The sequence below is a fragment of the Bacillus siamensis genome (genome assembly GCF_051628075.1).
In the GTDB taxonomy this organism is placed as follows: domain Bacteria; phylum Bacillota; class Bacilli; order Bacillales; family Bacillaceae; genus Bacillus; species Bacillus siamensis.
Genome location: NZ_CP155579.1, coordinates 1,948,861 through 1,975,053 on the forward strand (window position 1 = coordinate 1,948,861; position 26,193 = coordinate 1,975,053).

General features: G+C 50.8%; 3 protein-coding genes. All 3 read right to left on the reverse strand.

Annotated elements, in window-relative coordinates:
* Window positions 1-8 precede the first annotated feature (8 nt).
* Genes ABDB98_RS09490 through ABDB98_RS09500 form a run of 3 tightly spaced genes read right to left on the reverse strand, consistent with a single transcriptional unit; the run spans window position 9 to window position 26,169 of the window.
* Window positions 9-10,784 carry an amino acid adenylation domain-containing protein gene (locus ABDB98_RS09490; RefSeq protein ID WP_438420010.1) on the reverse strand — a complete coding sequence of 3,592 codons (10,776 nt, stop codon included), beginning with the start codon at window positions 10,782-10,784 and terminating at the stop codon, window positions 9-11.
* A gap of 25 nt (window positions 10,785-10,809) precedes the next feature.
* Window positions 10,810-18,456: an amino acid adenylation domain-containing protein gene (locus tag ABDB98_RS09495; protein WP_438420011.1), complete on the reverse strand. Its 7,647-nt coding sequence runs from the start codon at window positions 18,454-18,456 to the stop codon at window positions 10,810-10,812.
* 15 nt (window positions 18,457-18,471) lie between these two features.
* Window positions 18,472-26,169, reverse strand: a complete 7,698-nt coding sequence (locus tag ABDB98_RS09500) for an amino acid adenylation domain-containing protein (RefSeq protein WP_438420012.1) — start codon at window positions 26,167-26,169, stop codon at window positions 18,472-18,474.
* Between the last annotated feature and the right edge of the window lie 24 nt (window positions 26,170-26,193).

The window sequence follows — 26,193 nt, forward strand, 5'->3', positions numbered from 1 at the left end:
CGCTCGGTTTAGTGGAAGCTGAGTAAGTCGGCAATATCCTGCAATGCTTCGTCAGTCAGCTCCCGATCATCAAAGTCACTGACGGTTTTCTCCGTATCGGTTTTACTGAGGCAATGTTCCGACAGTTTCAGGAGAAAATACCGGCAGCTTTCGGACAGCCGTTCGATCGTATCCTGCCGGAAGCGTCCCGTTTCATAGGAAATGCTGACGGTCATCCGGCCTTTTGCCGCAATCGCGCTGATTTCAAGTGACTGCTCCCGTTTCCATGTATCCGTCACATCATCTCCGCTGCCCAAAGGAGAAAACTGAAACGCGTCAGGCAGTTCCGTTTCTGCCGGATTCCCGCCGGGCGCATCGAATTGTCCGAGATAGTTAAAGCTGATCTCCGGTGCTTTCCCGAAGGTCATCCCGGCAAGCTTCGGCGGTGTCAAATATTTAAGGACGCCGTATCCGTTCCCTTTATCCGGAATGCGCCGCAATGTGTCTTTGACAGTTTTCAATGTGCGAATTTCATATTCTTCAAGAGGTTCATAAGCTCCCGCCCGGAAAAGCACCGGATAAATGGAAGTGAACCACCCCACCGTTCTGCTGATGTCCGCACCGCCCTGCTCCGATTGGCGTCCGTGTCCTTCAAGGGCGATTTTCAAAGCATCCCGCGGCGACCATTTCTGAACAGCGAGCACGGCGGAAGCCAAAAGCACATCTTGCGTATCCGTATTGTAGGCGCTGTGCACATCTTTCAACAGCGCACTTGTTTCACTTTCTGTTAATGTGAAAGATACCGTGTTCCGTTTTTCCGCAGAAGTTTGAGATCGTTCTGCCTGCTCACAAGGGAGACTTTCTGTTTCATAGTGTTCTATCTCCCGCCAATACTCCGCCTGCTGAAGCAGCTGTCGGCTTTCAGCATAATCTCCCAGCTGCTCCGTATATGATTTGAATGACATGGTTTTCGGCGGAAGATTGATTTCTTTTCCGGAGATGGCCTGCCCATAGGCAGAAGCCAAGTCTTCCAATAAAATCCGCCATGACATCCCGTCGACGGCGAGATGATGGACGGTAAGAAACAAGTAATCTTCTGCTTCAGAGCGGAACAGCCCCGCCTGTACAAGCGGCCCGTTCTCCAAATCCATGTTTCTCTGAAGCTCTGCGACGCGGCGTTTTATAAAACGTTCTTTTTCATGCTCATCGCCTGCCGCTTCCAAAATAGTCAGGCTGTAGAGCTGCTCATCTGGGAGGCCAGCCGGTCTGTTGAAGAGGAAAAGGCCTTTCTCTCCGTCTTTTTTGCATACAAGACGCAAGGCATCGTGATGAACGGTAATGGCTTTTAACGTCTTCCTCAAAGCCTCTTCATCAATTGCATTTGTTCTCGTCAGCATAACGGACTGGTTAAAATGGTTTGCTTCCTTCATGTCCTGTGCGAAGAACCATTTTTGAACAGGCGACCACTTCACTTCTCCTTCTGCGGGTGCTTGGCTGACCGGCTGCCGCTCTGTACGGACATAAGGCGCCAGTTCTTTAATTGTCGGCCGGCTGAAAATATCTTTTACGGCGATCTGTTTTCCTGTCTGATGTAATCGGGCTGATACTTGCAGGGCTTTGATGGAATCGCCGCCCAGCTCAAAAAATGATTGATCCACTGCAATGTTTTCAGTTCCGAGCACGTCGCTCCAAATCGCGGCCAGTTCCTTTTCAATGGCGCTGGAAGGTTCTGTAAACACCCGTCCCGTTTGCATTTTTTTCCGCGGCTCAGGAAGCGCGCGGCGGTCAAGCTTCCCGTTTGGTGTGACCGGCAGGGCCTCAAGTGTTTCAAAGAACGCCGGCACCATATAAGCGGGCATTTCATTTCTGAGCGCCTGCTGCACCGTTTCGCTTTCTGTTCCTTCTTCTGTCACGATATAAGCGCATAGTTCCCTTTGGCCTGCTGATGCGGGCAGAGCAGTGACGGCTGCTTCTTTGACACCTTTTATGCCTGTTAAGGCGGCCTCAATTTCTTGCAGCTCCACCCGGTAGCCTCTGATTTTGACTTGCTCGTCCATTCGGCCGATATATTGCAGCGTGCCGTCCGGCAGCCATTTTGCCAGATCGCCCGTGCGGTACATGCGCCGGTTCTTGTGGAACGGGTCTTGGACAAAGGCTTGAGCCGTTTGCTGAGGAAGATTGCGGTACCCTCTTGCAAGGCCGGAACCTGAGATGCAAAGTTCCCCTGTTACACCGATCGGCTGCAGATGATCCCCGTTTAAAATATAAACGTGTGAATGATCAATCGGCCGGCCGATCGTAATCTCCTCATGTTGTTCTATATGTCTTGCCGCTGCAGTGGCGACGCTGTTTTCCGTCGGACCGTACTCGTTGGCAAGTTCCGTGTGAGGACAAACCGATAAACTGCGGCTGATCATGTTTTGATCGACCGCTTCTCCCGCTAATGTGACAATCCGGAGAGACTCGGCATCTCCCGGCTCCAGTACGTCAAGCAGTGTACGGTACAGCACGGGAACAATAATCATGTGAGTAATGCGGCAAGAAGCGAGATAGTGTTTAATGGCCAGAATATCTTTCGCTTCGTCTTCAGCTAAAACGGCCACTTTCGCGCCGGAAATCAGCGGTGTGAACATACTTGTTACAAATCCGTCAAAGGAAAATGAAAAGAGCTGAAGAACCGTATCTTTCTCATTCAGATCATAAAATCTGCTCCGCCATTGAAGGGTCTGGCTGACAGATCGATGTTCGACCATAACCCCTTTCGGCCTGCCTGTCGTCCCTGACGTATAAATGATGTAAGCCAAATCCTCCGGCGCCGACAGTGACTGAACCGGTGAAGCGTCCTGTTCTTGTATATCTTCCAATGCGAGCACTTCACCTTTAAAACGATCAGGCACTTGATCTATCGCGCCCCGTACGGTAAGAAGAATCGCTGCGCCGCTGTCTGAGGTGATATATTGCTTACGTTCCTCCGGATATTCAGGATCTATCGGGACGTAGGCGCCTCCGGCTTTCCAAACTCCGAAGACTGCCGCTGCTTGTTCCGGCGATCTTGGTATCACAATGCCGACGGCTGCATCAGGTCCGATCTGCCGTTTTTGCAGAGCTCTGGCGATTTTATTCGACCATTCATCTAAATCTTTATATGTGACCAGTGTTTCCCCGCTGATAAGGGCCGCAGCATCAGGAGTTTTTTGTGCCTGGGTGATGAACAGTTCATGAACTGTTTTTTCCGGCAGCTGTTTATCCGTCATGCCGTTAAAATCCGCAAGAATCCGGTTTCGTTCCGGTGCTGTCAGCATATTGATCTCCCGTAAAGAGGATTCCGGTTCACGGACAATGTGTTCAAGCATCGTCAAAAAGTGGGCAGCCCAGCGTTCCATCGTTTCTTTCCGGAATAAAGCCGCGGCATATTCAAACAGAAAATGAATCTGTCCCCCGCCTTCAGAAGCCTGCAAAGTGAAATCAAATTTGGAAACCGGACGGGACATGTCTGCAGGCTGAATATGCAAACCGTCCAGAAGCAGTTCCTCATGCTCCATATTTTGTACGACAAGCATGGCATCAAACAGCGGATTGCGGCTTGTGTCCCGCTGCACGCCGAGCCGTTCCACAAGCTCTTCAAACGGATAGTCCTGATGCTCATACGCCTCAAGCGCCGCCTGACGGACCTCCGCCAAGTAATCGGTAAACCGTTTGTCCCCCCTCGGCTCCGTTCTGATGGCGAGCGTGTTGACGAACATTCCGAGAATCGGTTCAAGATCTTTATGCGGGCGCCCGGCAATCGGCGAGCCGACGATGATGTCTTCCTGTCCGCTCAGACGTGCGAGCAGCGTATTGTACGCGGCGAGAAGCACCATATACAACGTTGAGCCGTGATCGCGGGCGATGCGGTGAAGGCCGGATGCCGTTTCAGCGTCAAGCGTGCACGATATGTTCCCGCCTGCAAAGCTTCGAACGGCCGGACGGGGCTTGTCAGCCGGAAGCTCAAGCACCGGAAGCTCTCCTTCAAGCCGCTTCAGCCAATAGGCTTCCTGCTTCTGATATCCTTCCTTCTCCTGAAACGACCGCTGCCAGACGGCATAGTCTTTATATTGAAGACGCATCGGCTTAAGCGAACGGCCGGCATACAGCTCGCCGAACTCTTTAATCAAGGTGTTGACGGACACACCGTCGGAAATAATGTGATGCATATCCGTTAATAAAAGATGGCGTTCGTCCGATTCTTTCACGAGGGCCGCCCGGAAGAGCGGCGCTTCTGCCAGACAAAACGGCCGGACGAACGCGTCTGCTGACTCGGCTTCATCCAGCTGAAACGGCACGCTGTCATGGATGCGCTGCACCGGTTCACCGTCATGTCCCGTTTCAAAGGATGTTCTGAGCGACTCATGCCGCTCCACAAGCTGCCGGAACGTCTCCTCCAGCCGGCCGCGGTCAAGCGGGCCCGTCAGTTCCAGCACTGCCGGCATATTGTAGCCGACACCGCCGTCTTCAAGCTGCTGGAGCACATACATCCGTTTCTGCGCTGAAGACACCGGATAAGTGTCTTGTGTTTTCACCGGCTGAATCGCTTCATACGGACTTTCTTCGAGGTCCTGAATGACCGTAGCGAGCTCTTCCACCGTCGGCCGGGCGAAGATGTCCTGTAACGGCACCTGAACGCCGAACTCTTTGGCGATGCGGGAGACGAGAGCCGTCGCTTTTAACGAATGGCCGCCCCGCTCAAAAAAATGATCCCGGATGCCGACGGGGCCGTTTTTCAGCACTTCTTCCCAAAGGGCGCAAAGCTTCATTTCCGTGACGTTCCGCGGTGCGGTGTACGCCTGTCTGCCTGCCGCTCCGTCAGGAGCCGGCAGCGCGCGGCGGTCAAGCTTTCCGCTCGGTGTGACCGGCCACTCGCTCATCTCAATAAACTGAGCCGGCATCATATAGGCCGGAAGGCGTGTCGCAAGTTCTGTCCGCACGTCATCGCTTTCCCGTCCTTCGATATAGGCGTAAAGCGCGGTTTCGCCGTGTTCGGTCCGGGCGGTGACCGCTGCCTCACGAATGCCGTCGATGCGCCGGATCGCCGCTTCGATCTCTCCTGGTTCAATCCGGTAGCCGCGGACTTTCACCTGTCCGTCTGAACGGCCGAGCCATTCGACAAGCCCGTCTTCTGTCCAGCGTGCGATATCGCCCGTCTGATACATGCGCTCTCCCGGATAAAACGGATCATCGAGAAAACGCTCCTCCGTCAGTTCAGGACGGTTCAAATAGCCCCGGGCCACCCCTGTCCCCGCGATGTACAGCTCTCCGATACATCCCGGCGGGAGAAGCCGTTTCTTTTGATTTAAAATATACAGCCGCATGTTATGTCCTGAAATGCCGATCGGAACATTGTGAAATTCACTTCCTCGCCGTAAATCAAAGTACGAGGCTTCCACAGTCGCTTCTGTCGGTCCGTAGGAATTTGTCAATTCCGTTTTCGGCAGAAGGTCATAAAAACGGGAAACCAGGTGCGGGCCCAATTGTTCGCCGCCGGCAAAAACCCTTTTTAAGCTGGTCTTTTTGACGGACTGTTTTCTGGAATTTATATATTCCAAGAAAGCATGAAGCATAGAAGGCACAAAATGGGCCGCCGTTATGCGGTTATCCTCCAGTGCGTTCAGTATTATTTCAGGGTCTTTCTCACCGCCTTGCGGAAGAAGGAAAACAGAAGCTCCCGCGATCGGCCACCAAAACAGCTCCCAAATCGAAGCATCGAAAGAGTATGATGTTTTATGCAAAATGATGTCAGAATCACTTAATCCATACCGCGTTTGCAGCGAGTATAAAAAGTTTACGGCTGACTGATGTTCAACCTGCACGCCTTTTGGGCGTCCGGTAGAACCGGATGTGTAGATAATATAAGCCAATGAATCGGGTTTTACGGGAATATTCGGGTTGGCCGCGGCTTCCGGGTTTCCTGTTTGCCCGCTTTTCAGCGATATGATCTCTCCATCAAAAAGATCTGCGGCCGAAAGTTCCGGTTCCGCAAGTAAAAATCTTACGCCGCTGTCTTTCAGTAAAAAGCGAATCCGCTCTTTCGGGTAATCCGGATCAATCGGCAGATATGCACCGCCTGCTTTTAAGATGGCGTAAATGCCGATCAGCATGTCAGGAGAACGCCGGCCCATGATGGCGGTTTTATCCTCCAGCCTTATCCCACGCTTTATCAGCTGGTGCGCAAGGTTATTTGCCCTTTCGTTCAGCTCTTGATACGTAATCGCAATGTCATCAGTTAAAATTGCCGGACGGTCCGGCGTTTTCTCCGCCCGCTGTTCCAGCAGAGCATGAAGAGGCTGCTCAAGCGGAAACGCTGTTTTCTGCAAGGGGCTGAAATCGTGAAGCAGGGACATTTCTTCTTTTTCTGATAAGACGGAAATATCGTCTAATTCCAATCCCGGATCAGCAGCGGCGTTTTCGGCAAGTGTCGCAAAAAATCCCGCCCATTTTTGAATCGTTTTTCTCTCAAACAAATCGGTACTGTATTCAAACTGGCAGTACAATTCCCCAGCATTTTCCGAGATGTACAGTGACATATCAAATTTAGAAATCGGCAGGCTGATGTCTGCCGGCTGCAGTTCAAGCCCGTCTGCCCTAAGCTTTTGCTGTTCCATGTTCTGCAGCGCAAATGTTGTATCGAACAGCGGATTTCGGGACATATCCCGCGGCACACCGAGCTTATCGACGAGTTCCTCCAACGGATAATCCTGATGTTCGTAGGCCTCAAGCGCTGTTTGGCGAATCTCCTGTAAATAATCTTTAAATGTCTTGCTTCCTGCGGGGCGCGTCCTGACTGCAAGCGTATTGACAAACATGCCCAGAACGCTATCAAGATCGGCATGAGGCCTTCCCGCAATCGGAGACCCGACAATCATATCTTCCTGTCCGCTTAAACGGGCTAACAGAACGGTGTACACACCGAGCAGCGTCATATAAAGTGTGCATTTGTTTTCTTTCGCCAGCTTTTTCAACTGTGCTGTATGTTTTTCGCTGATGACAAATGACACCCGGTCACCGGAAAAGCTCCGCACCGGCGGACGCGGCTTATCAGCCGGCAATTCAAGTACGGGAAGCACCCCGGCAAGACGGTTCAGCCAGTACTCCTCTTGTTTTTTGTATGCGGCGCCGGCCATGAATGATTGCTGCCAGACGGCATAATCTTTGTATTGAATCCGTAACGGAGGCAGACTTCTCCCAGCATACAGTTCACTGAATTCACGTATCAAAAGATTGACGGATACGCCGTCTGAAATAATATGATGCATGTCAGCTAAAAGCAGGTGCCGGTCTTTTTCAATTCGGACAAATCCGGCCCGGAAAAGAGGCGCTTTGCCGAGGTCGAACGGCCGGATAAACGCTTCAGCTGATTGTTCTTTTGTAAATGCAAACGGAACCTCGTCGTGAATCCTCTGCACCGGCCGGCCGTCTTTTTCTTCAAAGGACGTTCTTAGCGGTTCATGCCGCCGGATCAGTTCCTTGAACACGGCTTCTATCCTGTTTCGGTCAAACGGCCCCTTCACCTCTAAAACGGCTGGAATGTTATAGCTGACCCCGCCATTTTCAAGCTGGTGAAGGACGTACATCCGTTTTTGTGCGGATGAGACAGGATAGGTTTCTTTCGTTTCTGTTTTTTCTATAGATGCGAACGGATTCTCTTCTGCTTCGCTGATGATATTGGCGAGTTCTTCTACGGTCGGATGGCTGAAGACATCGCTCAGCGGAATTTGCACGCTGCACTCTTTGGCTATTTTTGCCACGAGCGCCGTCGCCTTTAATGAATGGCCGCCAAGCTCGAAAAAGTGATCGTGAACACCGATCGGGCCGCTTTGAAGCACTTCTTCCCATATCCGGGTAAGTTTCAGCTCCGTCACATTGCGGGGAGCCGTGTATTGACGGCCTGCGGCGTACCCCGAAGCTTCCGGAAGGGCACGCTGGTCGACTTTTCCGTTTGCAGTGAGCGGAATCGTGTCAACAAAAGCCCATTTAACCGGAATCATATAATCAGGCAGTTCTTTCGCCAAATCGCTCCGCAGCTGAGAAGGATCTGTCGCTTGTGAGACGCTGCAGTAGGCGCATAATTCATTTTCGCCCGACTCATTCGTTTGAATCAGTACGGCAGCTTCTTTCACGGCATGATGATTTGCCAGGACGGTTTCAATTTCTTTCGGTTCAATCCGGTACCCTCTGATCTTCACTTGATCATCTGTCCGGCCGATGTATTCAATTTGGCCGTCCGCACGCAGTCTTGCCAAATCTCCGGTCCGGTACATGACGGCGCCCTTTCTGAACGGATCCGGCAAAAATTTCTCTTCGGTCAGCGCCGGATTGTTCACATAGCCTCTTCCTGTATTCGCTCCGGAAATATACAATTCTCCCGCAATTCCGAGAGGCTGAAGCTGTCTGTTTTTGCTGAGAATATACATCTTGTTATGATGGATCGGTTTCCCGATAGGCGGATGTTCAGGTATGTCATCTCCCGCAGAAATCGTATACGTTGAAACCACATGGGTTTCTGACGGGCCGTAATGATTATGCAAATGCATACCGTGTAAACGGAGCGTCTGCCTGAACAATCGCGAGACGGTCAGCTGCTCTCCAGCCGTAATGACATGCTTCACACAGCGGGGAAAAGACTGTGCATAATCTTCTTCATTGAAAAGCATTTTGACAAAGGCAGTCGGGAAAAATACCACTTCTGCTTTATGCTGATCGATAAACGAATACAACTGAGAAACATCTCGTTTGATTGATTCCGGCACGATACAAAGAGTGCCGCCGCTCAAGAGTACTGAAAATAACTCCTGGTAGCAGACGTCAAATGCCACAGATGCGTACTGCAGGACATTTGTGCAAAAATCAATGTCTGTGTTCGTCAATTGGTCAGAAAGCAGGTTGGCCATATTTTTATGTTCGAGCAGCACACCCTTCGGTTTCCCTGTCGTTCCGGATGTATAAATCATATAAAGCAGATCGTCCGCTGTATTAATGGATTGCACATTGCTTCCGTCCGCTTCTGTCCCGGCTTCTTCTATGTATGTAACCTGCAGCGTTTGTTCCGCGGGAACTGACTGATGCCGCTCTGTTACAACATGGACGCAGCCGCTGTTTTCAATGATATAGCGGATACGCTCCTTTGGACTGCCGGGATCTATCGGGACAAAGGCGCCGCCCGCTTTTAAAATACCGAGAACGGCCGCCGCTAAAGAAGGGGAACGGCCGAGCATGACGCCTACCGGCTCCTCCCGCTTTAATCCGCGTTTTTGCAGCAGACGGGACAGCTTATTAGCCGATTCGTTCAGCTCTTTGTACGTCACTGACTCGCCTTCATACTTGATCGCGATTTGATCCGGCGTTTGTGCGGCCTGCCGTTCAAACATCGCATGAATCGTGTCATACTCAGGCTTTTCAGTTTCTTCAGAAATTGGAGCAAGCAGCTGCTCTTTTTCCTCAGGAGTTATGATTACAAGCTTATCCGGCGTAATATCAGGTTTGTCGAGAATCTGGGAAACGATGTGTGTCAAATGACCTTTGATATTTTCGATAAATTGGCGGTTATACACGCTTGAATCGTATCTCATTTTCAAATGAATCTCGTCACCCGGCGCCACCATAAGATAAAAACTGTAATTGGTTTCGTCTTCCATGCTGAAATCATGGATGCGGAAAAGATCTTTCGTATCCCCCTCGCTGTTCAGCACGTCAAGCTCCTGTTCAACCGGATAATTCTCAAAGACGAGAATATGGTCAATTAAGCCTTGTTTTACCTGTGAATTCGCCTGTATGTCATAAAGCGGATGATAGCTGTATGCCTGTCCTTTCAAAGCATCCTTTTGCACGTTTTTGATCAGTTTTTGAAACGGGATGTCCGCTCCGCTGATTCGGACAGGGACAGTGTTAATGAACAGGCCGATCATTCGCTCGATGCCTTCGATTTCAGACGGCCTTCCGGAAATGACAGAACCAAAAACCGCATCCTCTGTCTGATTGTACGCCTGGAGCAAAATGCCCCAGAGCGTGTGGAAAATGGTGCTCAGTGTGACCTCTTCTTTCACGGCCAGCTCTTTCAGCTTAGCCGTGTCCTCTTTTGAAAAGGAAAACGTCACTTCCTCCTGTCTGCTGCCGCCGGCTTTTTTCCGTTTCGGCAGAACAGTCTGCTGCTCAAAGCCTTCAAGGTATCGCTCCCAGTACGAAGCGGCTTTTTCTTTATCTTGCTCCATCAGCCACTTGATATAGGTCCCGTACGGCACAGCGGGCTCAAGCGTTAACGGTGTTTGGCGGAGCCGCGAGGCGTATATCTGGAAGAACTCTTTCAGCACGATTCCGAGACACCAACCATCCATAATGATGTGATGGAAGCTCCATATGCACGTGTATTCACGTTCTCCGGTTTGCAGCAGCGTCACCCGCATCAGCATGTCCTTTTGCAGATGAAATCCTTTCTCACGGTCTCTTCGTTTAGCTTCTTCGATATATTTTGTTTGATCAGCCTTGTTTAAATTGGTGAGGTTTTCTTCAATGATGCTGACGTTCCGCTCTTTTAATACGACCTGCTGCGGAACGGACACGTTCTGGCTGATAAAGATCGTTCTGAAAATATCATGTCTTTCGAAAAGAACATGAACGCTCTCTTCAAATACGCGGGTGTCAACCTTCCCTGTGATTGAAAAGGAGGCCTGTTCGGCGTAAGCCTGTGATTCCTTTTGCAGGAGGGAATGAAAAAGCATTCCTTCCTGCATATAAGACAGCGGATAAATATCCTGAATTGCATTCTTTTTTGTCATGTTATGATCTCCCCGTCGCCTTTTTCTACAGTTCCTCGACAAAACTCGCTATGCTGTCCAAATCATCAGATGTTAACGTTTTGCTGCTAAAATCACTAACAGTTTTTTCTGATTCTTCTTTGCCGGTGCAGTGCGCCATAATATCACGCAAATATTGTTGTAAGGTTTGCAGCAGCTGTTCCATCGTTTCTTTGCGAAAGCGGTTCGGCGGATAGCTCAAACTGAAGTGAAGCTTGTGCTGTGCAGCCATCGCGCTCATTTCCACCGCTTGTTCCCGCTGCCATGTCGGCGTAATGTCGTGCCCGCTCGCAAGACCGGATAAACTGAACGTGTGCTGATCTTCTGTATCATTGAATTGCCCTAAATAGTTAAAGCTGATTTCAGGCGCTTGTCCGAACCGAATTGTTTTTTGCTCAGGCGGTGTCATATATTTTAAAATGCCGTAGCCTATTCCTTTATCCGGTATTTTTCCGAGTGTGTCTTTTACTGTTTTTACCGCCGTCCCAAGTTCTGAACCGGCAGCATTCAAGTCAATGAGCACCGGATACATGGAAGTAAACCAGCCTACGGTGCGGCTGATGTCAAGCTCCGGCATAATATGCTCTCTTCCGTGCCCTTCCATCGCGATGCGGAGTCTGCCTCCTGTCCAGTCCCGTAAAGCCAAGGCTGCCGCAGTCAAAAGAATATCCTGCGTATCGGTATGGTAGGCCCGGTTGACCTGCTGCAGCAAAACGGACGTTTCTTCTTCTGAAAGCGTAAAGCTTACCGTTTGCCGAATGCTGTCGGCTCCCGTCTGATGCTGCGGTTTTTCATAAGGAAGTCCGGCGGCGGTTTCTTCTTCAGTAAAACGCCAATAGTCTTCTTCACGCATCAGCTTGCTGCTTTTTGCGTATTCTGAAAGCCTTTCTGCGTACTGCTTAAAGGAATCAGTCTTTGGCGGAAGCTGAACCGGCTGACCTTTTACGCCTTGAGTGTAAGCGGCTGATAAATCCTCCAGCAAAATACGCCATGACACTCCGTCAACCGCCAAGTGATGGATGGTAATGAATAAATAATCCCCAGACCGGGTTTTGAACCAGCCGGCTTTTAATAGCGGCCCTTTTTCAATATCCATCTGCTGTTGGAGTGCAGCCACCTCAGTTTCTATTTCTCTTTCCCATGAATCCGTTTCAGACAGATCCCATATATCCAAGCTGTACAGTTCATCCTGTTGGATGCCGTGATTGATTTGTCTGAGACTTCCGTTTTCTGCACTGACGGTGATCCGGAGTGCATCATGATGAATGACAAGATGCTGCAAAGCTTCTTTGAGCGGCTGTTTACGCAAAGCGTCCGAGCTGAACATCATGACGGACTGATTGAAATGATTTCTGTTTTCCATCCGCTGTGATAAAAACCAGTGCTGAACGGGGGTCCAAGGAATATCTCCTTCAACCGGCCGCTGATCGATGACTCTTTCCGCTTTCCGGATAAGAGGCGCGAGTTCCTTAATGGTCGGATGGCGGAACAAGTCACTTGCCGCCATTTTCCACCCATAGCGTCCGAGCCGCGCGGAAACTTGCAGCGCTTTGATTGAATCGCCGCCCAATTCAAAAAATGAGTCTTCAATCCCGACTTGCTTTGCGCCGAGCACTTCCTGCCAAATCACGGAAAGCTGTTCTTCAAGCTCATTGCGGGGAGCTGTGTATGCGGTTTGAAGCGCGAGCTCCGGTTCGGGCAGATTTTTCCGATCCAATTTACCGTTCGGCGTAAGCGGCAGCCTCTCAAGCTCCATCATATAGGACGGAACCATGTAATTCGGCAGGCGCTGAGAAAGTAAAGAACGCACTGTTTCTGTGTTCATGTCCGCCTGCAGGCTCATGTATGCGATCAGTTCTTTATTGCCGGACTGTCCGGTTCTGACTGACACTGCAGCTTCTTTCACGCCGTCCAAGCTCCTCAGAGCGGCTTCAATTTCTCCCAGCTCCACCCGATAACCGCGGATTTTCACTTGATCATCCATTCGTCCGGCATACTCGATCGTTCCGTCCGGCAGCCAGCGGGCTAAATCTCCGGTGCGGTACATTTGTTCTCCGGGAACAAATGGATTAGGGACAAATTTTTCTTCCGTCAGCTCAGGACGTCCGAAATATCCTCTCGCCACACCGTCCCCGCCCGTGCATAATTCGCCGATGACGCCGATCGGCTGCGGTGTTCCCCTGCCGTTTATGATATACGCGGTTGAATTTCCGACAGGGCGCCCGATCGGGATCGAATGATCGTATGATTGTTCAATCAAAAAGCATGTCGAGAACGTTGTGTTTTCCGTCGGCCCGTATCCATTCCATACTGCAAGATGCGGCAGTGCTCCCCGAACCCGGTTGACATGGCTTGGGGACAGTGCTTCTCCGCCGATAATCAATCGTGATAATCCCGAAAACACATGTTCATTTTGTTCGGATAAATGGTTAAACAGAGACGATGTAAGCCAAAGTGTCGTTATACTGTTTTGCTGTATAAATGTTTCCAAAACATCAGAATCGAGATAGGTTTCCTGGTCACTTACATATAAAGAAGCACCGTTTAAAAGCGGGCCGAATATCTCAAATGTCGTGACGTCAAATCCTAATGATGAAGTAAACAACAGTCTGTCTTTCGGCGTGAAATCAATATAATTGCTGTTTTTCACAAGGCGGATCACGCTTCGCTGTTCAACCATGACGCCTTTTGGCGCGCCCGTTGACCCGGATGTATAAATCATGTAAGCCAATGATTCGGGTCCGCCGAGCGGTTCGGGGTTAACTGCACTCAATCCAGCGTGTGTTTGAATATCCTCTATGAATAAACGTTTTCCTGAAAGCGGCAGACCGTCAACTTTATCAGATTGAAGGAGAATATCAGCTTTGCAGTCTTTAAGCATCCATTCAGCCCGTTCCCGCGGCACATCGTCAGCGATAGGCAAGTAGGCGCCCCCCGCTTTTAATATTCCGAGAATACCGGAAACAAGCTCTGTTGTGCGGCCGGTTAATATTGCGACCACACTTTCCGGACCGGCGCCATTTGATCGGAGCGCCGCAGCAATTCTGTTAGCCCGTTCGTTCAGCTCTCTGTATGTCAAGGTTTGTCCGCGATATACAACTGCCTGGGCATCAGGGGTTTCTTCCGCCTGCCGCTCAAATAAACGGCTGATGGTTTCATGTTTAGGATAATCGCTTTTCGTCTGATTAAATTGATAAATGACGCGATTTGTTTCAGCATCATCCAGCACGTGAATGTCACCAAGCGGTATTGTTTGGTCTTCAATTACTTTCGTAAGAATACGGGTAAAATAAGAAAGCCATTTTTCGATTGTCTGTTTTTGATAGATATCTGCATTGAATTCAAAATCAAAGCTGATGGTGCCGTCAGACCCTTCTGCCGCATAAAGCGTGGCATCAAATTTTGCTGTTTTATGGCCGGTATCCGCAGCTTGAGTCAAATGCAGCTCATTTAAAACCAAGGATTCACGCTCCATATTCTGGAGCACAAACATCACGTCAAACAGCGGATTACGGCTTGTGTCCCGCTGCACACCGAGCCGTTCCACAAGCTCTTCAAACGGATAGTCCTGATGTTCATACGCCTCAAGCGCCGCCTGACGGACTTCCGCCAAGTAATCGGTAAACCGTTTGTCTCCTTTCGGCTCCGTTCTGATGGCGAGTGTATTGACGAACATCCCCAGAATCGGTTCAAGGTCTTTATGCGGGCGCCCGGCAATCGGCGAGCCGACGATGATGTCTTCCTGTCCGCTCAGACGTGCGAGCAGCGTATTGTACGCGGCGAGAAGCACCATGTACAAAGTGGAGCCATGATCGCGGGCGATGCGGTGAAGGCCGGATGCCGTTTCAGCGTCAAGCGTGCACGATACGTTCCCGCCCGCAAAGCTTCGAACGGCCGGACGGGACTTGTCAGCCGGAAGCTCAAGCACCGGAAGCTCGCCTTCAAGCCGCTTCAGCCAATAGGCTTCCTGCTTCTGGTATCCTTCCTTCTCCTGAAACGACCGCTGCCAGACGGCATAGTCTTTATATTGAAGGCGCATCGGTGCAAGCGGGCGGCCGGCATACAGCTCGCCGAATTCTTTAATCAAGGTGTTGACGGACACACCGTCAGAAATAATGTGATGCATATCCGTTAATAAAAGATGGCGTTCATCCGATTCTTTCACGAGGGCCGCGCGGAAGAGCGGCGCTTCATCCAGACAAAACGGCCGGACGAATGCGTCTGCTGACTCGGCCTCATCCAGCTGAAACGGCACGCTGTCATGGATACGCTGCACCGGTTCACCGTCATGTCCCGTTTCAAAGGATGTTCTGAGCGACTCATGCCGATCGACAAGCTGCCGGAACGTCTCCTCCAGCCGGCCGCGGTCAAGCGGGCCCGTCAGTTCCAGCACAGCCGGCATATTGTAGCCGACACCGCCGTCTTCAAGCTGCTGGAGCACATACATCCGTTTCTGCGCTGAAGACACCGGATAGGTGTCCTGTGTTTTCGCAGGCTGAATCGCTTCATACGGGCTCTCTTCGAGGTCCTGAATGACCGAAGCGAGCTCTTCCACCGTCGGCCGGGCGAAGATGTCCTGTAACGGCACCTGAACGCCGAACTCCTTGGCGATGCGGGAGACGAGAGCCGTCGCTTTTAACGAATGGCCGCCCCGCTCAAAAAAGTGATCCCGGATGCCGACGGGGCCGTTTTTCAGCACCTCTTCCCAAAGGGCGCAAAGCTTCATTTCCGTGACGTTCCGCGGTGCGGTGTACGCCTGTCTGCCTGCCGCTCCGTCAGGAGCCGGCAGCGCGCGGCGGTCAAGCTTTCCGCTCGGTGTGACCGGCCACTCGCTCACCTCTATAAACTGAGCCGGCACCATGTAGGCCGGAAGACGTTTCGCAAGCTCCGCCCGCACGTCATCGCTTTCCCGTCCTTCGATATAAGCGTAAAGCGCGGTTTCGCCGTGTTCGGTCCGGGCGGTGACCGCCGCCTCACGAATGCCGTCGATGCGCCGGATCGCCGCTTCGATTTCCCCCGGTTCAATCCGGTAGCCGCGGACTTTCACCTGTCCGTCTGACCGGCCAAGCCATTCGACAAGCCCGTCTTCAGTCCAGCGTGCGATATCGCCCGTCTGATACATGCGCTCCCCCGGATAAAACGGATCATCAAGAAAACGTTCCGCCGTCAGTTCAGGACGGTTCAAATAGCCCCGGGCCACCCCTGTCCCCGCGATGTACAGCTCTCCGGCAACGCCCGCAGGCTGAACGGTTCCCCCGCCGTCTAACACATAAAGACGGGCACCCGGAACGGGTTTTCCGATCGGAAGCCTTGTCCGTCCGCTGTCCCGTTTTCGGTCACAGACATAAAACGCCGCATCAACCGTTGCTTCTGTCGGCCCGTAGCCGTGAATGAGCACGGTCTCCGGCAGAAGATCGGCAAACCGGGCAGCTGTAAGCGGTGAAAGAGCTTCCCCGCCTGCAAACACGCGTGTCAAGGTTTTGCCAAGACGGATTCTTGTTTCCTCAGGCTCTGTTTCCAGCGCGTCTAAAAAGCTGTTGACCATCGCCGGAATAAAATGCGCGGTCGTCACCTTTTCAGAGGCAAACGCTTCGATCATCAGCGCGGGATCTTTCTCCCATCCGGCCGGAAGCAGATACACGGAGGCGCCTGACATCGTCCACCAAAACAATTGCCAGATGGAAGCGTCGAAGGAAAAGGATGATTTCAGCACGATTATATCCTCTTCCGTTAACGGAAACTGCCCTTGCATCCCGGATAAAAAGGCGGCGGCCTGACGGTGTTCAACAGCCACCCCCTTCGGTGTTCCCGTCGAACCGGACGTGTAAATAATATAAGCGAGCGAATCGGCATCCGCTTCTTCAGAGACAGCCCCTGTCTCCGTCTCACCTGTAAGGGCAGAAAGAGACACTTCTAGCGTCTCGCCGGAAAAACCGGAAACGGATAATCCTGACTGTTGAAGCAGGAGACAGGCGCCGCTGTCGTCGAGCATATAGCGCAGCCTGTCCTCCGGATATTCCGGGTCAAGCGGCACGTAGGCGCCGCCCGCTTTTAACACGGCAAGCACTGAAATCACCATCTCCGGCGTGCGTTCAGCGAGCACGCCGACCTTGCTTTCTTTGCGGACGCCTTTTTGGCGGAGCCAAACAGCGAGCCTGTCTGTATACCGGTCAAGCTCGGCGTACGTCAGCATACCGTCCGGGAAACGAAGCGCCGGACGATGCGGCGAAAGCGCGGCGCGGCGGGTAAACAGCCCGTGAAGCGTCGGAGCCGGCGGTTCAGCCGCATCTGTCCGGTTAAACGCATCCAGCATATTTCTGGCTTCACACGCATCCAGCAAAGCGATCTGGGAGGTGCTCATTTCAGGATCGGAAATGACTGATTTCATCATATACCGTAAAAAGGTTTCAATCTTCTTCATAAAAACACGATCGTATATACCGGTATCAAAGTTTAAGCGGATATAAAGAGAACTTCCCGGAATCACCTTTACGCTGCATCCGTAGTTTGTGACTTCCTCCATCGTGAAATCCTCTACCGCAAAATCAAATGAACCGGCCTGACTCACATTTTCAATTTCACGCTGGGCCGGCACATTTTCAAACACGATAATATGGTCAAACAGCGCCTGCTTCAGAGGGCTTTGCGCCTGAATGTCATACAGCGGATAATAGCTGTACGCTTCTGCTTGCAGCGTCTCCTGCTGCAAATGTCTGACGAGCTCCAGGAAGGAAAACGAACCGCTTTTTACCCGCACGGGAATCGTATTGATAAACAGTCCTACCATTTTTTCTACGCCCGCCAGATCCGACGGCCGGCCGGAAACGACAGAACCGAAAACGGCGTCTTCACAGCGGCTGACTCGCTGCAGCAAAATGCCCCACAGTGCCTGAAACACCGTATTCAGCGTTGCCCCCGCCCTTGCCGCAATGTTCTTCAGCTCATTTGTCTGCTCTTCAGAAATAGTGAAAACAGCCTGCTCAAGCTCGCCGTTTGGTTCCGCGGATTTTTTCGGAAGAGACGCCGTTTGCTCAAGATCAGCAAGTCTCGTTTTCCAAAATGACTCGGCTTCTTTACGATCTTGCTTCATGAGCCATTTAATATACTTTCCATATGGCTGAACAGGCTCGAGAGACGGGAGCCGCCCGTCTCCGAGAGATTGATAGATCATCAGAAATTCCTTCATGACAATTCCGAAGCACCAGCCGTCCATGACGATATGATGGTGGCTCCAAATACAAACATAGCGTTCGGGCGCTTTTTTCAGAATGGAGACTCTCATGAGAGGGTCTGATTGCAAATCAAAGCCTTTATCTTTGTCTTCTTTACTGAAACGGTCGGCATACATGTCCTGCGCCTTCTCATCCAAATGAGAAATATCATGAAACTGAACACGGCTCGGCCTGCTTTTTAACACGACTTGGCGGGGCTTCGCCACATTCTTATGAATAAACGTCGTACGGAAAATATCGTATCGTTCAAAAACAGCATCTATACTTTTTTGGAATCGTTCCCGGTCAAGCTGTCCGCTGATCGTAAACACTGCTTGTTCGAAGTAGGCTCTTGAGTCATGATCCAAAAGAGAATGAAAAAGCATGCCCTCCTGCATAAAAGATAAAGGGTATATATCTTGTATTTCCGGTTGCTGCCCCATTGCGCCTCTCCTTTTCTATAGTTTGTTGACGGCTCCCATAATGTCACTCAGATCTTCCAGCGTTAACTCTTCATCACTGAAATCAGCAGCGCTCCATTCACGCTCCTCTTTGTCTGTGCAATGCGTGATGATCTGCTTGAGAAAAGTATGAAAATGCCCCGTCAAAACTTCAATCGTTTCTTTTTGGTACTGAACACGGTTGTACACCACATTCAAGCTGAGGCATTCCGATGATACGGAGCCGCTGATATCAAGTGTGTACGGACGTTCCCAGTCTGGGCTGACTTCATTTCCCGCTTTTACGGGAGAAACATCGAAGCCGGTGGAACGGATCTCCCGGTCAAACTGCCCCAAATAGTTAAAACTGATTTCAGGAGAATCAGATTCAGCCTCTCCCCAGAATTTTCTTATATATTTCAGCACCCCGTATCCCGCTCCTTTATGCGGAATGCGGCGCATCATGTCTTTTGTCCGCTTAATGTGATAACCGAGACGCCCCCCGTCATCAGCCTGATCTTGAAAACTTGCGTCAACCAATACCGGATAAATTGACGTAAACCACCCGATGGTTCTGCTGATATCAAGATGCTCCAGATGCTCTTCCCTTCCGTGGCCTTCCATGCTGATTTTGAATGTCTCATTTCCGGTCCATCTGTTCAGCGCAAGGCTTAACGCCGCAAGCAATAATTCACCTGTCTCCGTTGTGTATGCCCTGTTTGCCTCCGTTAACAGCTGCTCAGTCTCCTGTTTTGTCAATGTAATGGTCATCACATCTGTATCTTTAAGGAGATTGGAAGAGATGCGGGCATCTTTCGGAAGCGGTTTGACCGCCGCTTCTTCTCTTTCAGACCAGTAATCTGCTTCCTGCAGCAGCCGGCGGCTTTTTGCATAATCAGAAATTTGCTTTGCATAAGTCTGATAGGAATCAGTTTTCGCCGGAAGAACGGCTTCTTTTCCAACAAGCGCCTGCCGGTAGCACGCAGTGAGATCTTCAAATAAAATCCGCCATGATACTCCGTCAATGACAAGGTGATGAATGGAAAGCAGCAGATGATCGCCATCAGCGGCGTGAAATAAACCGACAGCTATGAGCGGACCCGTTTCCAGCCTGATGGAAGTTTGAATACGGGCGGCCGCCTGTTCAATTGCGGCGTGCTCCTCTTGTAATGACCCTGTCCCTCTCACGTCAAGCGTTTCAAACGTAAAGAGTTCTTCTTCAGAAAGGTTCTCAGCTCTGTTATATTGCATCACCGATCCATTTTGCGTGCCGCATATCATCCGTAATGCGTCATGATGAACCGCGAGCTGTGCCAGCGCTTTTCTCATTGCGGATTCATTGATTCTGTCCGCACTGCGGAGCATAACGGTCTGATTAAAATGATCATGCGGCAATGATTGTGACAAGAACCAGTGCTGGATCGGCGTCAACGGCACTTCTCCGGTGACGGGAGCCTGATCAATGACGCGGCGGACTTTCCGGAGCCGCATCGACACCTCTCCCAGTGTCTGGTGCTCAAACAGCTCACGAACAGTCGTTTCGTAGCCCTGCTGCTTCAGCCTCGCACATACTTGCAGCGCTTTAATCGAATCTCCGCCGAGATGGAAGAAATGAGCATTGGGGCCAAGGCCTTCAACACCTAAGAGTTCCTCCCAAATGTCAGCCATCATTTCTTCAGTTTCATTCCTCAGGCTGATATCATCTCCGGGATTTTCATTTAATTCAGGCTGCGGGAGCGCCTTCTCATCCAGCTTCCCATTCGCCGTCAGAGGCAGTTCATTAAGCTGCATCAAGCGGGCGGGAATCATATATTCCGGCAGGAAAGCTCTGAGAGAGGCCTGAACCTCTGCTTCTTTTAACTTTTCGTTTCCGTGTAAGACGGCATAGGCGTAAATGGAGTGCTGACCGTGCTGATCAGCACGTGTGATCACGGCGGCCTCTTTCACGAAAGAAAGCTTCTGCAGCGCTGATTTAATTTCTCCCAATTCAATTCTGTGGCCTCTGACTTTTACTTGCGCATCTTTCCGCCCGACATACTCCAGCTCGCCATTTGAGAGCCTTTTGGCGATATCGCCCGTCCGGTAGAGCCGCATATCGGAAACGTGCGGATTCGTGATGAAACGGGAGGCCGTTAAATCATCTCTATTTACGTATCCCCTCGCGACGCCTTCTCCGCCGATATAAAGCTCACCGGGAATTCCGATCGGCTGCGGATTCATATAAGCGTCCATGACAAAAGCATGAAGGGTTTCCAGCGGTCTTCCGATATTGCTTTTATTTCTCTCGATATCTTCCATATTCAGTTTTTTGTATGTGACGTGAACCGTGGTTTCCGTAATGCCGTACATATTCACAAGCTCCGTCTCCGGATACTTCTCTTTCCAGCTTTTCAGCATGCCGGGCTGAAGCGCTTCTCCGCCGAAAATGACATATCGAAGCTTCAGCTTGTCCGTATGCCCGGCTTCTTCATGAATGAGTCCGGAAAAAGCCGTCGGCGTTTGGTTCAGCACCGTTACGCCTTCACTTAGCAGCAGCTGCCGGTACAAATGCGGATCACGGGCTGTTTCTTTCGGCACGATGACTACTTTTCCGCCGTATAAAAGCGCACCGAATATTTCCCAAACAGAAAAATCAAAGCAATAAGAATGAAACAGCGTCCAGACGTCTTTTGGCCCAAAATCAAACGGCAGCCCTTTATGTGTGATAAGGCTGATGACATTGCGGTGTTCCGTCATCACGCCTTTCGGTTTCCCTGTTGTGCCCGATGTGTAAATCACGTAAGCCGGCTGTTCAGGCGTTATCGTTTCTTTCGGACTGTCTGCTGAAACAGATTCCGGCTTATCGATATATAAAACCGGCATACCGTCCATTCCGGAAATTCCAAGACCCGATTGCGTCAAAAGAACACGCGCGCCGCTGTCAGTCAGCATAAATGAAATCCGCTCGTCCGGATATTCAGGATCAATCGGCAGATACGCCCCTCCCGCTTTTAAAATACCGAGAATTCCAATCAGCATATCCGGAGATCGTTCAGTCATCATCCCGACGATCTGTCCGGAGCGGAGCCCGTTTTCTGAGAGCATATCGGCGATTTGATCCGCCTTTTCATTGAGCTCGCGGTAGGTGAGACGCTCATCGGCCATGACGGCTGCGATTTGATCCGGCGTTTTTTCCGCCTGTTTTTCAAATAAACTGACGATCGTTTCATGCCGCGGATACTCAGCCGTTTGATGATCAGCTTCCAGAAGCAGCTGCCGCTCGTTTGTGTCCAGCAAATGAATGTCAGACAGCTTCCGATCGTAACCCGACGCGATTTGTCCTAAAAGCTCTTTAAAATGACCGGCCCACCGTTCGATCGTTTCTTTTTCAAACAATGCGGTACTGTATTCAAAATGAAAATCCAGGGCGCCATCCGGCCGTTCCTCAGCATGTAGCGTCAAGTCGAATTTTGAAATGTCATGCTTCACTGCATGTGCAGAAACGGATAAGCCCGGAAGATTCACTTTGAAATCATCACTGTTTTGCAGAACGAGCATGGCATCAAACAGCGGATTGCGATTGACTTCCCGGTGTGTATCAAGCTTTTGGGCGAGTTCTTCAAACGGGAATTCCTGATGTTCGGCTGCGCCGAGGGCGAGCATTTTCACCTCTTCTAAATAAGCGCGGAATGTCTTATCACCTTCCGGCCTGCTTCTCATGGCCACGGTGTTAACAAACATGCCGATAACCCCTTCAAGCTCAGCGCGGCTTCTGCCTGCCGCAGGTGAACCGACGACAACATCTTCCTGTCCGCTCAATTTAGACAGGAACAGGGAATAGCCGGCCAAAAGAATCATATACAGCGTGGAACCCGTCTCATCCATGAGCCGGCGCAAATTCTCCGCCGTTTCCTTTTGAAGACGCGTTCGAACCGCTGATCCGCTGAAATCAGGAAGCTGCGGGCGCTTTTTATCCAGCGGAAGATCAAGAACGGGAATGTTTTCCCCGATCGCATCCAGCCAATACCGCTCATGTTTTTTGAACTCTTCAGCGGCAGATCGGTCATGCTGCCAGACGGAGAAATCTTTGTACTGCAGTTTTAACGGCCGCAATTCCTTCCCTCTGTACAAATCCGTCAATTCCTGAATCAGAACGCTCATTGACACACCGTCTGCGATAAGATGGTGCATATCGAGCAGCAGAAAATGGCGGTCTTCATTGACTTTGGCTAAAGTCACCCTCAAAAGCGGCGCTTTTTCCACGTCAAACGGTTTAACGAAAGTTTCCATCGTCTCGTGAAGAAGTGACTCGGACGGCATGTGAAGCTCCGTGAGTTCGAGATCGGCATGTGAATGTATGTGCTGCATCGGCTCCCCGTTTCGTAACACAAATGATGTGCGTAACGCTTCATGCCTTTGCAGCAGCGCTGAAAAGGCTTCTTGCAGACGGTCCCGATTGAGCCTGCCGCTCAGTTCCAGACAAGCGGGCATATGATAGCCTGTGCTGTCTGAAGCAAGCTGGTGAAGGGCATAAAGCCTTTTTTGAGCAAAAGATAACGGGTACAAGTCCTTCGTCTTTGCAGGCGTGATTTCTGCATATTCTCCTCTTTTCCTCTGTTCAAGGAAGCGGGCCATGCTCTCAATGGTCGGATGTTCAAAGACATGGCGGACGGCAAGTTCAATTTGCAGCCGTTTATGTATATTTGAAACAAGTGATGCAGCTTTCAGCGACTGTCCGCCGATTTGGAAGAAATCATCTCTCATACTGATGCGGTTCCGTTTCAGCACATCTTGCCAGATAGACAGCAGCTCAGTCTCAAGCATTGTGCGGGGCGCTTGATAATCACCGGTCCTCTCAGCTTCTTCCGGTTCAGGAAGTGCGGCCCTATCAAGTTTTCCGCTCGCAGACAGCGGCATTTCCGTCAGTTTGGTAAAGCTTCCCGGTATCATATAAGCAGGTAATGTCCCGGCCAATTCGGCGTGCGGATCAAATGTCACACCCGCGTTTTGCAGTACGACATAAGCTGCAAGCTCCTGTTCTCCGTCCGCCGTTTTGCGCACGGTAACTGCCGCCTCTTTTACCCCGGACAGACTTCTGAGTGCCGTTTCGATTTCTCCTAATTCTATTCTGTAGCCTCTGACTTTCACCTGATCATCAAAACGTCCCATATATTCAATCGTTCCGTCCGGTAAAAACCGGGCTGCATCCCCCGTTCTGTACAGCCGTTCACCTTCACGAAACGGATGAGGGGTAAAGGCTTTGTCCGTCAGCTCTTTTTGCTGAAAATATCCGTGTGCAAGACCTTTTCCTGAAATACACAGTTCACCGACGGCTCCGACCGGCTGCAGCTGGACACCGTGCATGATATAGACGAATGTATTGGCGATCGGGCGTCCGATCGTAATCCGGCTGCTTTTTTGCAGATTGCGCAGGATCGTCGCTGCCACACTGTTCTCCGTCGGGCCATATTCATTCAGCAGCTCGGCATTCGGGCATATATTCCGGCTCGCTTCCACGATATCAGGGGTTGCCGCTTCCCCGGCAAATGTCACCGCCCGAAGCGTCTGTGCATCTTTTTTTGTCAGAGAATCAAGCAGGACGCGATACAGAGACGGAACAATCAGAAGATGGCTTACCCCGTGGCGGGCGATTTTCTGTTTCATTGAAAGAACGTCTTTTGCATCGTCTTCATCAGTCAACAGTACACAAGCGCCGGACAGCAGCGGAGTGAAAAGACTTGTCAAAGAGCCGTCAAATACGTATGAAAAAAGATGAAGCGCTATGTCGCCTTCTGACATGCCGTATTCTTCACGCCGCCATTGCAATGTATTGCTGATCGCTTTGTGTTGTACAAGCACACCTTTCGGACGGCCTGTCGTTCCCGAGGTGTAAATGACATATGCCCAATTTCCGCTGCCGGACACCGGCGGAAGCGGCTCGGTCTGCCGGGAAACCGTTTCCTCCAAGATGACGACGCTGCCCTTGAAATGCGGCGGAATGAGAGGGAGCAGGTCTTTTTCAGTCACGAGCAGTGAAGCTCCACTGTCTCTCAGCAAAAATGAGATCCGTTCAGGCGGATATTCCGCATCAATCGGCATATAAGCGCTGCCCGATTTCCAAATTCCGAGCAGAGCGGCGACCGTATTCATCGATCGGCGCAGCATAACAGCGGTAATCTGATCGGGACGGGCGCCTTTTTCCCTTAACGCGTGCGCAATCTGATTCGCCCGCTGATTTAATTTCTTATAGCTCCAGCTTACCCCGTTATATCTCAACGCTTCCTGGTCGGGCGTTTTGGCAGCCTGTTCTTCAAAAAGCCCGTGAACGGTTGTCTCAGGATACGGACGGTTTGTGTCGTTAAACGAATGAATCAAGGCCTCTTCCTCCGGCGGCACGAGACTGATGCTTGATAAGAGCCTGTCCGGATCCTCCGTTACACAGGAGATGACCTCAAGAATATGCCCTTTGATCCGTTTCATGTCCTCCCGATCATAAATGTCAGCATTGTAACTGAATTTCACATAAAACTCTTCCCCCGGAACGATGACGACGTTGAGATCATAGTTCGTTTCTTCCGCCATCGAAAAGTTTTCAAGAGAGAGCGCATGGCTTTCAGTCTGCTGCCAGCCGTTTACCGCAGCTTGCATCTGAACCGGATAATTTTCAAAGACAAGGATATGGTTCAAGAGATCTTTTTGCAGACCGCTCTCGTTTTGAATGTCATAAAGCGGATAATAGCTATGCTCTTCCGCTGCGAGTGAATCTTTTTGCACTGCTTTAACAAGCGATGCAAAAGTCATACCCTCAGCTGCGCGCACCCTCACCGGAACGGTATTGATAAACAGCCCGGCCATGGATTCAATGCCGCTGATAGCTGACGGCCTGCCCGAAACAACCGAACCGAAGACTGCATCTTCAGTCCCGTTGTAACGATGGAGAAGCAGGCCCCAAATCCCCGTAAATATAGCATTCAGCGTGACCCCGATGCCCCGGGCGATGTCTGTCAGTTTTTGTACGGTTTCAGGCTCAAGGGAAAATTGAAAATGCTCAGATGTATAACCGTTTTGCGCCGGCTTATTCTTCGTTTGCGGAACGGAAACGGTTTCTCCGTAATCTTTCAAATAGCCGGACCAGAACGCTGACGTTTCTTCTTTATTCCGGCTTCGGAGCCATTTGATATAAGTGCTGTAAGGGTCCGGACTGCCGAGGTTTACAGGCCGCCCGTTCCGGATCGAATAATACATGCTGAAGAAATCTTTCAGCACAATGCCCAGGCTCCAGCCGTCCATCATAATGTGATGGTGAGTCCAAACGCATGTATGGCGGTTTTTTCCCGTATGAAAAAGAGCAAGGCGCATTAAGGGGCCTTTTTGCAGATCAAACCCCTTATGCCGGTCGTTTTCCTTGAATTCGTCAATGATGCTTTGCTGCTGTTCTTCCGAATAATCTGAAATGTCTTCAGTCCGTACGGCAGTGTCACGGCGTGAAAGGACAACCTGCTGCGGCCCTTCAAGGTCAGGTACTTCTTTTATGAAAATCGTTCTGAAAATATCATAGCGGCTGACAAGCATATCAAGGCTTTTTTGAAATGTATCAACGCATAAATCTCCGCTGACCGTAAATGAAATCTGCTCGACATATGCGTTTGATCCGGAGTCTAAAAGCGAATGAAACAGCATGCCTTCCTGCATATATGATAAAGGATAAATATCTTGGATTTCTGTCGCTTGTGTCACGAATGCCACACACCTTTTTATGAA